This is a genomic window from Dyella koreensis (assembly GCF_044904565.1).
Taxonomy (GTDB): domain Bacteria; phylum Pseudomonadota; class Gammaproteobacteria; order Xanthomonadales; family Rhodanobacteraceae; genus Dyella_D; species Dyella_D koreensis.
In genome coordinates this window covers 452313-465862 of record NZ_JADIKD010000011.1, presented here as the reverse complement: position 1 = coordinate 465862, position 13550 = coordinate 452313, and the positions used below count along the sequence as shown (strand labels likewise).

Here is a 13550-nt window from a genome sequence, read left to right as displayed (position 1 = left end):
ACGGAGCCCTTCACTTTACCTCATGCTGAGCATCCTCGACCGATACTTCCTGCGCGAGCTGGCCCAGACCGTGGCCGCCGTGGCTGTGGTGCTGCTGGTGATCATGGCCGGTTCGGCGTTCGCGCGCGTGCTGCAGCAAGTGGCCAACGGCAGCTTTCCGGCCAGCGTGATGTTCCAGGTACTTGGCCTGAACATGCTCGACGGTCTCTCCAACCTGCTGCCGCTGTCGGGCTTCCTCGGCGTGTTCTGGTCGCTGGGCCGCATGTACCGCGAAAGCGAAATGCACGTGCTGGCTTCGTCGGGCATGGGGCCGCTCGGCCTGCTGCGGCCGGTGGCACTGCTCGCCGTCTGCCTGGTCGCGCTGGTGGCCGTTGTGTCGCTGTGGCTGGGGCCGTGGGCCACGCGCACGGCCGATGCACTGGTGGCGGCGGCGAACCGTTCGGTGATCGCCGCCGGCCTCGATGCCGGCCGCTTCACCGAGCTGCCGGGCAAGGGCGGCATCATCTTTGTCGATTCGCTCAGCCGCGATGGCAGCGTGCTGGGCAATACCCTGATCGTTACCGAGCGCCCCGGCAAGAACAACGGCCCCGCGGTAGTGAAGCTGGTGACCGGCAAGAGCGGGCAGCTCTATCAGGACAGCAACGGCGACGGCCGCTACCTGTCGCTGCATGACGGCTGGCAGTACGAGATTCCGCTGGGCGCCGACAACTGGCGCAAGATGCAGTACGAGCGCAACGATGCGTCGCTGTCCAATGTGCAGAACAACGACAGTGATGATGATCCCGCGCATACGCTGGATACCATCACGCTGTCGCATGGGACCACGCCCGAGACGCGCGCCGAATTCGCGTGGCGCATCACCGTGCCGATCATGGCGGTAGTGCTGATGATGCTGTCCCTGCCGCTGTCGCGGCAGACACCGCGCGAGCCGCGCTACGGGCGCATGCTGCTGGCGGTGCTGGCGTTCTTCCTTTACTTCAATCTGCTCGCGCTCTGCCGCAGCCAGATCGTCAAGGGCCATTGGCACAACGCCGGCCCGATGTGGCTGGTCAGCCTGCTGGTATTTGCCGCCGCCGCGTGGATGTTCCGCAACCAGTACACGGCCCGCCGGCCGCGCAAAGGCAACGCCTGATGGCCGCTCTCCGGGTCAAACGTGTCGATTGGCTGATCGGCACCAGCGTGCTCGGCTCGCTGCTGATGGTGTGGCTGTTGCTTACCGGCTTCGACGCGGTGATCCAGTTCCTGCGCCAGCTCGGCGCGGTGGGGCGCAACGGCTACACGCTCAGCAATGCCGTGGTGTACATCCTGGTGACGTTCCCGCGCCGCATGTACGAGATGTTCGGCAATGCGGCGCTGATCGGCGGCCTGCTCGGCCTTGGTGGCCTTGCCTCCAGCGGTGAGCTGACCGCGCTGCGTGCGGCGGGCATGTCCAAGCTGCGCATTGGCGCGTCGGCGGTGGGCGTGGTCGCGTCGCTGATCGTGGGTGTGGTGATCCTGGGCGAAACAGCGGCGCCGTGGGGCGACCGCCAGGCGCAAGCGATGCAGCTGCGCATGAAGTCGCGCAACGTGGGTATGGCAACCAACACCGGCCTGTGGGCGCGCGACGGCGAGCGCATCATCAATGCGAAGGCCGCCATGGCCAAGCAGACGGGTACGCACAGCACGGTGCAGTTGGCCGATGTGCGTGTCTTCACCTTGACGCACGATGGCCAGGTGTCGCGTTTCGACTGGGCCAAGACCGCCGAGCACGACGGCCGCCAGTGGGTGATGAGTGATGTGCGCAGCACCACCCTGGATGACCAGGGCACGCACAGCACCACAGCCACGACGCAGCGCTGGGATTCCAGCCTCAATCCGCAGGTGCTGGAGCAGTCGGTGATCCAGCCGCAATACCTGCCGATGCGCGACCTGCGCCGCAACATCAAATACCTCGAAGCCAACAACCAGAACCCCGGCGTCTACGCGGTGGCGTTCTGGACGCGCGCCCTGTACCCGCTCAACGTGCTGGTGCTGGTGCTGTGCGCGATGCCCTTCGCGTTCGGCGCGCTGCGTTCGGGCGGCCTGGGCAAGCGCATGTTCATCGGCATGCTGCTGGCGATCGGCTGGTACTTCCTGCAGAAGGCCATGGTGAACTTCGGCACGGTGTACGGCGTGCCACCGCTGATGGCGAATCTGTTGCCGGCGATGATCCTGGCGCTGGCGGCGTGGCTGTACTTCCGCAAGCACGGCTGACGCGCTTTTCGTAGGAGCGCACCCTGTGCGCGAAAGCGGCCGCCAGGCCGCCACATGACGCGGCCCCGTTTGCACGGGGCTCTCACTCGGGCCATCCATGGCCTCACCCTTAGGGCGGCTTCGCCGTGCAAACCGGCAGTCCTGCCGGTTTGTCGCGCACAGGGTGCGCTCCTACAGTGAAACGATGGCCGATGCTTCGTCGGCCTGCGCATCCGGTGCGAACTTGCCGTCTTCCGCCAGCCGTGCGAACAAACCGCCCTGGCGGATCAGTTCGTCGAAGCGTCCCTGTTCCACCAGTCGCCCCTGATCCAGCACCAGGATCAGGTCGGCATTGCGCACGGTCGACAGGCGATGCGCGATCACGAAGGTGGTGCGACCCTTGGTCAATGCATCCAGCGCGCGCTGGATGCGCGCCTCCGTGGCGTTGTCGAGCGCGCTGGTGGCTTCATCCAGCACCAGGATCGGCGCGTTCTTCAGCATCGCGCGCGCGATCGCCAGGCGCTGGCGCTCACCACCGGACAGCGAGCGGCCGCGCTCCGCCACCATGGTCTCGAAACCCTCGGGCTTGCGCGCGATAAAGGCGGCGGCTTCGGCGGCGGCAACGGCGTTTTCGATCTCCGAAAGATCGGCATCCGGTTTGCCCACGCGCAGATTTTCCAGGATCGAGCGATAGAACATGCCGGGATCCTGGAACACCACGCCCACGTTCTGGCGCAGCGATTCCAGCGTGACATGGCGGATGTCATGTCCATCGATGGTGATGCGCCCACCGCTTGGATCGTAGGCACGATAGAGCAGGCTGAGCGCCGTGGTCTTGCCCGCGCCGGTCGGGCCGACCAGGGCAATCGTGCTCCCAGGTGAGGTGTGGAAACTGAGGTCGTGCAGCGCCGGCTGCACCGGGTCATAGCCGAAGCTCACCCGCTCGAACACCACTTCGCCGCGTACCACCGGCAACACTTCGGCATCCGGGGCGTCGATGATGGCGGGGTGCTCGTCCAGCACGCCAAAGAAGTCGCGCAGCGATTGTGTCTGGAAGAACAGGCTGGAGATAAAGCTGGCGAACTGTTCCAGTCGCCCGATCAGCATCATCGAGAAACCGACGAAGCTGACGATACCGCCCACAGTCACTTCGCCTTTCGCATGCAGCGCGCTACCCAATGCAAAGATCGCCACAATGGTCAGCGTGCTGGCGGCGCGGTTGAGCACGGAGAGAATCGCCCAGCCCTTCAGTACCGGGTATTGCGCGTCGAGCACACGCGTCATCATCTCTTTCAGTGCGGCCGATTCCGCGGCTAGCCGCGTAAAACTCTGCACCACCGTGACATTGCCGAACACATCGCCCGCCCGTGTGGCGATCTCGTGATGCAGTTCCTCCACCTCGCCCTGTGCTTGGTGCGTGCGACGCACCGCGATGGCGTTGAAGGTAGCGAAGCAGAGCAGCAGGGCGATCATCAGCAACGCCAGCTTCCAGTTCATCCATAGCGCCAGCGGCACCATCACAAAGATCGACAGCAGGGTGGCGAGGTGTTCGCGGAAAAAGCTCAGCCATAAGCCGAACAGGTTGCCCACACCGTTGTTCATGATGCGGGCGAGGCGGCCGGTGTGATGGTCGCTGTGGAAGGCCATCGGCAGCGCGGCGGCATGCTCGAAGAACAGCGCGATCGCGGCTAGCCGGCGCCGGTGCGCCAGGCGGTCCGCATGCAGGGACACCCACACGTTCGCCAGCACGCCACCGAAGCCGGCCAGCGCCCATAGCGCAATCAGCCGCGGGGCGCCGCCGGCGGTGGGAGCGGCCAGTGCGTCCACCACGCGGCCGAACAGCATGGGTTCGAGAAAGAACACGCCGGCCAGCGCGAGGTTGGCAAGCGCCAGGGTGATGGCGAGATTCCGCTCGGGCGCCAGCAGGCCGAGCACGCGCAGATAGAGACGCAGGAACGACAAGGCGACAGCTTCCCGTAGGTGGTGGCGCAAATAGCATCGCACGACCGCGTAGGAGCGCACCCTGTGCGCGAAAGCCCTGCGAAGCAGGGCCGCATCAGGTGGCGAGCTAGAGATCGCATCATGTGGCGGCCCGGGGCCGCTTTCGCGCACAGGGTGCGCTCCTACCGGGTTTGCTATATCGGGATGGTCATCACGGACACGTCACACAGGCGATCTAATCTGCGGCCTTTCGCTGTCCTCTTTGGGCGGCATCTCTGGGGACGGACCGGGTCCGTCGCGTCACAAGGAAAGGGGTAGACATGAAGGTCGGTCTTCGCGGGCGCTTGTTGCCGCTCGCCATCGCGTCGCTATTGATCAGCAGTACCGCATTCGCGCAGAACACGTCGTCATCGCTCAGCGGCCGTGTGCTCGACACCGCCGGCAAGCCGGTGGCCGGGGCCAAAGTACAGATCGTGCATGTGCCCTCCGGCACCACCCAGGCCGTAACCACCGACGCGGACGGTCGCTACAAGGCGCAGGGTCTGCGCGTGGGCGGTCCGTTCGACATCACCGTGAGCAAGGACGGCCAGGCCTCCGGTGAGAAAGATGGTGTGTATCTGCAGCTGGCGCAGGAAAGCAGCATCGATCTGAACCTCGGTGCCACGGCGTCGAACGCGACCAACCTGCAGGGTGTGCAGGTCAGCGCCAATAGCGATGCCGTGGCGATGGCGCAGATCTTCCAGCCCGACGCCAAGGGCATCAGCACCAATGTCTCGCAGCGCGAGCTGAAGGTGCTGCCGATCCCGAACCGTTCGATCCAGGACATCGCGCGCCTCGACCCGATGATCACGGTGACCAACAAGAGCAAGGGCGAGATCTCCGCGCTGGGCCAGAACAGCCGCTACAACAACATCAGCATCGACGCGGTGCCGACCAACGATTCCTTCGGCCTGGAAGACAACGGCCTGCCGGCGCTGAACCAGCCGGTGGCGCTGGATGCCATCGAGGAATACAACATCTCCACCGCCAACTACGATGTCGCCAACAAACGCGCGGTGGGCGCGGCGATCAATATCGTCACCAAGAGCGGCACCAACGATTTCCACGGCTCGGCCTATTACGCCTACCGCAATGCCGATGGCATGGTGGGCGAGGATAGGGCGGGCCACCAGTTCACCGGCTTCAAGCGCCAGTGGACCGGTGGCGCCACCTTCGGCGGGCCGATCATCAAGGACAAGCTGTTTTTCTTCGCCAACGTCGAGGAGTCGAAGACCATTGCGGCGGCGCCGAACTTTGGCCCGCAGGGCTCCGGCAAAGGCAATATCGTGCCGATCGCGCAGTCGGATATCGACCGCATCACACAGATCGCCGCCCAGCACGGCATGAAGCCGGGCGTGGTGAATGCCGCCGGTGCCAACCAGGATGAAAAGCGCGGCCTGTTCAAGCTGGACTGGAACATCGCGGACGGCCATCGCGTGAGCTTCCGCTTCGACCGCGTGAAGAGCACCCAGCCGAACCTCAATGGCTACAGCACGTCGTCGACGACACCGAGCCTGAGCCTTTCCAGCTACTGGTTCACCAAGAACCGCGAGAGCAAGCAGTATGTGCTCAACGCCTATGACGCGTGGACCGACAGCTTCTCCACCGAGGCGGCGGTGTCGTACTCCACCTATGACGCCACGCCGATTCCGTATGCACAGCAGCCGCAGGTACGCGTGTTCACCAACGGCAGCATCAGCGGAAGCACCATCACCGGGCCGAGTGTGTATCTGGGTGAGGAAGAATTCCGCCACTACAACATACTGAACATCAAGAGCCTCAATACCTTCTTCGCCGGTACCTGGGCCTTGGGTGACCACAGCATCAAGGTTGGCTTCGATTTCCAGCGCGACAAGTTCTACAACCTGTTCGGCCGTACCGAGTTCGGCGCGTATACCTTCCCGAGCATCGATGCCTTCGCCAATAACAACTGGTTCCAGTACACCGTGTTCCGCCCGACCAACGGCGACCTGCAAAGCATCGCCGCACGCTGGACGCTCAACCAGTGGGGCCTGTTCGCACAGGACACCTGGCAGATCGGCAACCTGTCGCTGCAGTACGGCTTCCGTTATGACCTGCCGAAGGTAAACCAGTCGCCGCTGGCGAATCCGACGTTCAACGCCGCGTTCCCGGGCGTGCCGAATAACGCCACTTTCGATGGCAACGGTCTGTTCGAACCGCGCGTGTCGTTCAACTACAGCTTCGACGGCGAGCGCGCGATGCAACTGCGTGGTGGTGTGGGCCTGTCGGAAGGCGCACCTCCGGGCGTGTGGCTGTCCAACCCGTACACCAACAACGGCGTGTCGCTGACGAGCTACTCAGCGTCGAACGGTTTCGGCTTCTCGGCGGATCCGAACAACCCGCTGATTCCGGCCGGCGCGCGCAAGGGCGGTTCACCGGAAGTGGACGTGACCGACGCGCGCTTCCGCATGCCCTCGGTGTGGAAGATGAGTCTTGGCTTCGATCGCCAGCTGCCGTGGTGGAGCACGGTGTTCACCGCCGAGGTGGAGCATCTGTCCACGCGCGACGGCGTGTACTTCCAGGATCTCAACCTGGGCAAAGCCAACGGCGCGTTGCCGGATGGACGCCTGAGCTACTGGAACACCACCGATCCCAACGCGTTCCTGGTGACCGGCAAAAACCCGAGCGGGCAGACCCTGTGCGCCACGCCCGACCGTAGTTGCGCATCGGCCCGCACGAACCGCAATCAGCAGTTCGGCAACGTGATCTACCTGAGCAATACCCGGAACGGTTCGGCCGACTATTTCACGCTCAAGCTCAGCCGCCCGTTCACCGCCGACTCCGACTGGTCCGGTTCGCTGGGCGTGGTGTTCGGCCGTTCCACCGACGTCAGCTCCGGCAATGAGAAAGTGGCCGCCAGCGCCTGGGCCAACGACGCGGTGTACAACCCCAACGCCGACAAGGCCAGCCACAGCAATTTCGAAATCGCACGCCGCGTGATCGCCTCGCTGACCTGGCAGCACCGCTTCTTCGGCGACTACGCCACCAGCATCAGTGCGTTCTATGACGGCCACACCGGCCAGCCCTATAGCTGGGTGTTCGGCAATGACGTCAGCGGCATCAAGCCGGGCGGCCTGTCCGCACCGCCAGGGCTGATGTACATCCCGCGCCCGGGTGACGTGCAGTTCCAGAAGGGCACGCCGCAGCAGGCCATCGACCAGTTCTACGCCTTCATCCAGCGCGAGAACTATTTGAAGGATCACCAGGGCCAGGTCGCCGGCCGCAACGGTGCGCGCTCACCGTGGGTCAACGAACTCGACCTGGCTTTCCGCCAGGAAATCCCCGGCCTGTTCAAAGGCAACAAGGGCGAGTTGCGCCTGGACGTGTTCAACGTGCTGAACATGTTCAATAAGAAGTGGGGCCAGGTGCGCGACGTGGGCTACCCCTACATGCGCAGCCTCGCCAACTTCGCCGGTGTCGATCCCGCTACCGGCAAGTACGTCTATGCCTTGCCGACCGACAAGGCTGGCAACTTCAACAGCGGCGGCTATGTGCTGGAAGATGATCGTGCGCAGTCGCGCTGGTCGCTGCAGGCGACGGTGCGCTACACGTTCTGAGGTAACCGCAAGGCTTTACCTCACCCTGGTCTCCCTTGTTAGGGGCTGACGGCGTAAGAAATCCCACTCCTTCCCTTGTTTGAAGGGAAGGAGTGGGAAACGGAGACTCTTGCTTCGGTACCGCCAGCAGGCGAAGCTCCATGCTTTGTTCTTGCGGGGATAGTCACGTGGAATGGGTAGATCTGCGCAGCGACACGGTTACCAGGCCGACGCCTGCCATGCGTGCAGCCATGTTGTCGGCCGACGTGGGCGATGACGTGTATGGCGAGGACCCCACCGTAAATGCGCTGCAACGACGCCTTGCGGACGACCTTGGCTTCGAGGCTGCGCTGTTCGTGCCTACCGGCACGCAATCCAACCTCCTGGCGTTGATGTCGCATTGCGAGCGTGGCGATGAATACCTCGTCGGTGCGGATGCGCATACTTACAAGTTCGAAGGTGGCGGTGCGGCGGTATTGGGTTCGATCCAGCCGCAGCCGATTGCGCACGACGTGGATGGCACGTTGCCATTGGACAAGCTTGCGGCGGCGATCAAGCCGATCGATCCCCACTTTGCACGCACGCGGCTGCTTGCACTGGAAAACACCTGGCATGGACGGGTGCTGCCGCTGAGTTATCTGCATGCCGCGCGTGATTTTGCGCGTGCGCGGGGGCTTGGTTTTCACCTGGATGGTGCGCGATTGTTCAATGCGGCGGTTGCCAGCGGCGTGTCGGCGCGTGAAATTGCCGGTTTGTTCGACAGCGTGTCGATCTGCCTGTCCAAGGGGTTGGGTGCGCCGGTGGGTTCGGTGTTAGTGGGTTCGGCGGCGCTGATCGAGAAGGCGCGGCGCTGGCGCAAGGTGGCCGGTGGCGGCTGGCGCCAGGCGGGCATGTTGGCGGCGGCGGGGATGTACGCGCTGGATCATCATGTGGCGCGACTGGCGGAAGACCATGCGCGCGCTGCGTCGTTGGCTGCGCAGCTCGGTGAAATCCATGGTGTCAAGCTGCTCGGCCATCACACCAATATGGTGTTTGTCGATGTGCCGGCGGAGCGCCTGCGGGATTTGGACGTCCATCTTCGCGCGGCGGAGATACGCATCAGCATCGGTTATCTGCCGACGTTGCGGTTGGTGACGCATCTGGATATCGACGATGCCGGTGTGGCGCGCACGGTGAAGGCGTTCCGCACCTTCTTCACGGGCGGCTGATTGCGCCCGCCCCCTGGGATAAGGGCGGGCGTAGGGCTCGCTCTTAATCCGGCACCCGCTCTCGAAATACATTCATCGTCGCGGGTCGCCTCCCGGGCGCCAGCGGCTGTTCCGCTGCGTAGCCCAGGGAGACCAGCAGCGCCACGGCCGGATCATCGCGCTGCTCGGCGCCTATCGCCCGCTTCACCAAAGCTTCGTCCCAGCCGTTCATGGGGGACGTCGCCAGGCCCCGGCTTTGCGCGGCGAGCATGAAGAAGCTGGCGGCGATCATGGCGTCTTTGATCGCGTACTCGCGCAGTGCGCCACGAGCAGCCAACGCTTCCTGGAAGGATTGCGATTCGGCGGCGAAGAAATTGGCGAAGGTCTCGTTCCAGGCGCCGTTGGTGCGAGCCAGATTCACGATGTCGGAACGATCGCGCGCGTGTGCCATGCAGTCGGCAAGAAAGACCACCATCACCGGTGCCTCTTGAGGCTGTGACTGCCCACCAGTGGCGTGCGCCAAGGCCTGACGTCCGCCTTCGCTGGTGATGATCACTAGCTGGCGATCCTGCAGGTTCCAGCTCGACGGTGCGGCGAGAGTGAGTTCGATGAGTTCGTCGAGCACGCGTGGATCGACCGCATCGGGGCGGTAGTGGCGCGCCGCGCGTCGCTGACGGATGGCATCGGCGACGGATAGGGTGACGCCTTGGGTCTGGGGCAGCGCTGCTTTTTCCTCGTAACGGGCAACCGCCGGAGGCGCCCGTAGTAGCTCGGCGAAGCGCGCCAGCGCGTGCTGTACGGGTGGCGAGGCCATGTGTTGCTCGAAGGCAAGGTGGTCGCGGTAGTGCTCGCTGACCTGGAAGCGGGTGGGGTCGTCGAGGTGTTGGCGCACGCTGTAGGCGAGGGCGCCATCCTCGGCGGCGGTGGTTCTGGCGAGGTCGGCAAGCAACGCGTGAACGGTGTCGATCGAGTCCTCACGCGCCTGCAGTTCGGCAACGAAGATCATGGCGTGGCTCCTAGGGAAGGGAGCCGCCAGCCTCGGTCATTTCGGCCAGGGCGGATTGTAGAAATGCGAATAGTCTGGAGCGGCACGGCGCAGCTCGCCAGGCGTGAAGCCGGTGAGTTCACGGAACTCGCGCACCTGCTGCGCCTGATCGTAGTAGGCGGTGTCGATCAGGGTGGTGAGTGTGGCCTGAGGAGGGGCCAGCAGCAGGTTGCGGATCGAGCGGCGAAGGCGCGCCAGCCGGCGGAAGCGCGCGGGCGTGAGTCCAGTGGCCGCATGGAAGCGCTTCTCCAGCTGGCGTGTGCCGAGGCCGATGTCTCGTGCGATGTCGGCTACGCGCGATGGCTGTTGCAGCAACGTATTGACTGCCAAGTCGATGGTGGCGCCGCGACTGGCGCGATGGCGCTGTGCCAGAAAAAAGCCATCCAGTAGCGCCACGCGTTCGTCTATGGAGGATGCCAGCGCGATCTGTTCGAGCAAATCGTTTGCGGCTTTGCCCCAGACATCCGTCGCTGCGATGAAGCTGTCGGCAAACAAGGCGACCGGCATGCCAGTGAGCCGAGCACCTGCGCCGGCCTTTATGCGTACGGCGATGAAACCCAGGCCACCGTGGTGGAACAGTTCGACCGGCTGCTTACGAACGCAGGTCAGGTGTGCCCTTGGCAGGGTGTCCATGCCGCGTTCGTTGCGCGCGACAAACGGACGGCCGTAATGGAAGAAAATCTCCAGTCCGCCCGGGCTGGGCATCAACGGCAGCAGGCGAAGCGCGTCAGCGGCCTTCCCAACTCCAGTAGCGATCGATGACTGATCGCAACGGTGCGACGGGAAGGCGGTGAACGATGTTCATGTCGCCCCGGGTGCTTAGCCCACAGGCTGATCAAAGCGCCGAATGAAGTCGCGTACTTGTGGATAGACAACTTCACGCCAGCGTCGCCCGCTGAAAATGCCGTAGTGACCGGCACCTTCGATCACCTTGTGTGCGCGGCGATCGGCGGGAATGCCGCTGCACAGGTCGTGCGCCGCTTCGGTCTGGCCGAGACCCGAGATGTCATCGAGTTCGCCTTCGACAGTAAGCAGGGCGCTTTGCTTGATGGCGCTTGGCTTCACGCGTTCGCCCGCCACATCCCACAGGCCGCGCGGCAGCAGGAATTGCTGGAACACGGTGTTGATGGTGTCGAGGTAGTACTCGGCCGGCATGTCGAGCACGGCGTTGTATTCGTCGTAGAACTTGCGGTGTGCCTGGGCGTCGTCGAGATCGCCGCGCAGCAGGTCGAGATAGAAGTCCCAGTGCGAGTTGAGGTGACGGTTGGGGTTCATCGCGACGAAACCGGCGTGCTGCAGGAAGCCGGGGTACACCTCGCGGCCGCGGCCGGGATAGTTCGAGGGCACGGTGTGGATCAGGTTGCCCTTGAACCAGCTCAGCGGCTGGGTGGTGGCGAGGTTGTTGACGCCGGTGGGGTTGCTGCGTGGCTCGATCGGGCCGCCCATCATGGTCAGGCTGAGCGGGGTGTCTTCGCCGCGCGCGGCCATCAGCGAGACGGCGGCGAGCACCGGCACGGTCGGCTGGCATACCGAGATCACGTGCAGGCTGCGTGCGCCGATGTGGCGGATGAACTCTTCGATGTAGGCGACGTAGTCGTCGAGATGGAACGCGCCTTCACTGGCCGGCACCATGCGTGCGTCGACCCAATCGGTGATGTAGACCTTGTGGTCGCGCAGCAGGGTGCGCACGGTGTCGCGCAGCAGGGTCGAGTGGTGACCCGACAACGGCGCCACCACCAGCACAACCGGATCGGCCTTGAGCTTTTCGATGGTGTCCGGGTCGTCGCTGAAGCGCTTGAAGCGCTTGAGTTGGCAGAACGGTTTATCCAGCGCTACGCGCTCGACGATGGCGATTTCCTGGCCGTGCGCCACGACCTGGTGGATGCCGAAGTCGGGCTTTTCGTATTCTTTGCCCAGGCGGTGCAGCAGCTCGTAACCCGCCGCCAGGCGCTGGGCGCCGGGGACGTGGGTGAAGGGGCTGGCTTGGTCGGTGAGCATCCGTGCACTGGCGTCCGCGAAATAGCTGAGCGGGCCGAGGATCGAGCGTTGCCACTCGTGGATCTGATAGAGCATGGCGGGAGACCACCGGGGGACGGAAAGGCCGCATCTTACCCGGTCCGGGTGCGGCCTGCTGCGATGCCGCAAGACCGTTGGGTTAACTGAATCAGTCGCTTAGCGCTTGCGACAGACCAGAAGCACCTCGTCGACGCCCGCCGTGTCGCCCATTCCCGGGCGCCATTGCAATGGCTTCTGCATGCGCAGTCCCAGCGGCATGAACACCCGGTTGTACCACCACATGGCGCGCTCGCGCTGGTGGGTGAGGTAGTACTGGCCGAGTTCGAGCAGGCGCGACGACTTGGGCTGCATGCCGTAGACCGCGCTGCGTTCGATGTGGAAGCCGTAGCGGTCGAGCAAGGCTTCGATCTGTGCGGGCTCGTAGCGGCGGCAGTGGCCGACGAAATCGTCGAAGGCGGTCCAGGCTTCCGGGTGCAGCGGCACGGACATCAGCAGGGTGGCGCCTGGTGCGGCGACGCGGGCCAGTTCCGCCAGGGCGCTTTCGTCATCGGCCACGTGTTCGAGAATGTCGAAGGCGCAGACCAGGTCGAACCGGGCATTGGCCCAGGGCAGTGCGCCGATCATGCCGTGCACCGCTTCGGCGCCGCGTTCGCTCAGCTTGCGCAGTGCGGCGTGGCTGAGGTCGACGAAGCAGGTGCCTTCCAGGGGCAGGCGCGGGCGCAGGCCGGGGGCGACTTCCAGCCGGCGTGGCGCGGCGGCGGCGAGCTCGCGTACCAGTGGCCAGGTATTGAAGCGCTCAGGGGAAACCAGGCGGGCGTCGGCCCATAGCGATTCGTAGAAGCCGCGGTTGGTGCGGATCAGGTCGGCGTCGCTGCGCGCGGGTTGCGTGGGGGCGAATGGGCTGGGCATGCCGGTTAGTGTCGCTCGCCTGACGCTGAGGCGAGTGTGAATCTCATGGGGGATTTTCTGTAGGAGCGCACCCTGTGCGCGATGGGGCGGGAAGAGCATCGCGCACAGGGTGCGCTCCTACGGGGTATCACCCGATCCGGCGGAGTTCGGTACCCGCGGCGATGTCGTGAAGGGCGCGTTTGCGCGGATCGATCAGGGCGATGGCGAACCATACCGCCCATGCGATCACCACCGACCACAATGCGACGCGCATTCCGAGCCAGGGCGCCACTTCCAGCAACAGTAGAGGCGCACCCGCCACGAGTACGCGGATCAACGCCTGCGCCAGGCCGATCCGGCTGCCGTCATGGCGGGTAAGTCGCAGCCGCCAGGGCCGCATGCCCAGCGTCTGCCCTCCGCGCAACCACGACACGATGAAATACGCGGATACCACCAGGCCTTGCAGCGGCTGATACCACCACGCGATCTGCGCATGGTCGCCGGTGTGGATCAGTTCGCCGCCGGTGATGCGCTGGCAGACGTAGCCCACCACCATCACGATGGCCAGCACCGCCAGCAGGTCGTAGACCAGTGCGATCAGGCGTCGCCACAGCGGGCAGGGCGGGGCTTGGAGGCTTGTGCTCATCGGTTCGCTTGCGTCGGGCG

10 protein-coding genes are annotated in these 13550 nt (G+C 64.6%); 4 read left to right on the top strand and 6 right to left on the bottom strand.

What is annotated here, in order from left to right; all coding sequences use genetic code 11:
• Positions 1-22: 22 nt before the first annotated feature.
• Entirely contained in the window at positions 23-1132 is a 1110-nt protein-coding gene (lptF, locus tag ISS97_RS14110) for an LPS export ABC transporter permease LptF (protein WP_379985783.1), read from the top strand.
• A complete protein-coding gene (gene lptG / locus ISS97_RS14105) occupies positions 1132-2232 on the top strand; it encodes an LPS export ABC transporter permease LptG (RefSeq protein WP_379985784.1) in 1101 nt (366 codons plus the stop codon). The genes lptF and lptG overlap by 1 nt, the downstream gene beginning before the upstream one ends.
• A gap of 171 nt (positions 2233-2403) precedes the next feature.
• Here the strand turns inward: lptG and ISS97_RS14100 are convergent, their stop codons facing one another.
• Complete coding sequence (locus ISS97_RS14100; RefSeq protein ID WP_379985785.1) at positions 2404-4173, bottom strand: glucan ABC transporter ATP-binding protein/ permease; 1770 nt, start codon at positions 4171-4173, stop codon at positions 2404-2406.
• 299 nt (positions 4174-4472) lie between these two features.
• On the opposite strand from ISS97_RS14100, the gene ISS97_RS14095 reads away from it, so the two are divergent.
• Positions 4473-7769 (top strand): TonB-dependent receptor, encoded by a 3297-nt coding sequence (locus ISS97_RS14095; protein WP_379985786.1) that lies wholly within the window; start codon positions 4473-4475, stop codon positions 7767-7769.
• A 167-nt stretch (positions 7770-7936) separates the two neighbouring features.
• Complete coding sequence (gene ltaE / locus ISS97_RS14090; RefSeq protein WP_379985787.1) at positions 7937-8956, top strand: low-specificity L-threonine aldolase; 1020 nt, start codon at positions 7937-7939, stop codon at positions 8954-8956.
• Between the two features lie 43 nt (positions 8957-8999).
• Here the strand turns inward: ltaE and ISS97_RS14085 are convergent, their stop codons facing one another.
• The 5 genes from ISS97_RS14085 to ISS97_RS14065 all read right to left on the bottom strand — a co-directional run bounded on the left by ISS97_RS14085 (position 9000) and on the right by ISS97_RS14065 (position 13530).
• Positions 9000-9941, bottom strand: a complete 942-nt coding sequence (locus tag ISS97_RS14085) for a nitroreductase family protein (protein WP_379985788.1) — start codon at positions 9939-9941, stop codon at positions 9000-9002.
• Between the two features lie 36 nt (positions 9942-9977).
• Positions 9978-10685, bottom strand: a complete 708-nt coding sequence (locus ISS97_RS14080) for a helix-turn-helix domain-containing protein (RefSeq protein ID WP_379985789.1) — start codon at positions 10683-10685, stop codon at positions 9978-9980.
• 114 nt (positions 10686-10799) lie between these two features.
• Positions 10800-12053, bottom strand: a complete 1254-nt coding sequence (locus ISS97_RS14075; RefSeq protein ID WP_379985790.1) for a polyhydroxyalkanoate depolymerase — start codon at positions 12051-12053, stop codon at positions 10800-10802.
• Positions 12054-12152: 99 nt separating this feature from the next.
• Positions 12153-12905, bottom strand: a complete 753-nt coding sequence (locus ISS97_RS14070) for a class I SAM-dependent methyltransferase (protein ID WP_379985791.1) — start codon at positions 12903-12905, stop codon at positions 12153-12155.
• A gap of 127 nt (positions 12906-13032) precedes the next feature.
• Positions 13033-13530 (bottom strand): RDD family protein, encoded by a 498-nt coding sequence (locus tag ISS97_RS14065; protein WP_379985792.1) that lies wholly within the window; start codon positions 13528-13530, stop codon positions 13033-13035.
• Between the last annotated feature and the right edge of the window lie 20 nt (positions 13531-13550).

Bases quoted from the DNA above. Each gene is read 5' to 3' on its own strand.
- ISS97_RS14085 (WP_379985788.1), bottom strand. From the start codon at position 9,941: ATGATCTTCGTTGCCGAACTGCAGGCGCGTGAGGACTCGATCGACACC.
- ISS97_RS14070 (WP_379985791.1), bottom strand. From the start codon at position 12,905: ATGCCCAGCCCATTCGCCCCCACGCAACCCGCGCGCAGCGACGCCGAC.
- lptF (WP_379985783.1), top strand. From the start codon at position 23: ATGCTGAGCATCCTCGACCGATACTTCCTGCGCGAGCTGGCCCAGACC.
- lptG (WP_379985784.1), top strand. From the start codon at position 1,132: ATGGCCGCTCTCCGGGTCAAACGTGTCGATTGGCTGATCGGCACCAGC.
- ISS97_RS14080 (WP_379985789.1), bottom strand. From the start codon at position 10,685: ATGCCCAGCCCGGGCGGACTGGAGATTTTCTTCCATTACGGCCGTCCG.
- ISS97_RS14075 (WP_379985790.1), bottom strand. From the start codon at position 12,053: ATGCTCTATCAGATCCACGAGTGGCAACGCTCGATCCTCGGCCCGCTC.
- ISS97_RS14065 (WP_379985792.1), bottom strand. From the start codon at position 13,530: ATGAGCACAAGCCTCCAAGCCCCGCCCTGCCCGCTGTGGCGACGCCTG.
- ISS97_RS14095 (WP_379985786.1), top strand. From the start codon at position 4,473: ATGAAGGTCGGTCTTCGCGGGCGCTTGTTGCCGCTCGCCATCGCGTCG.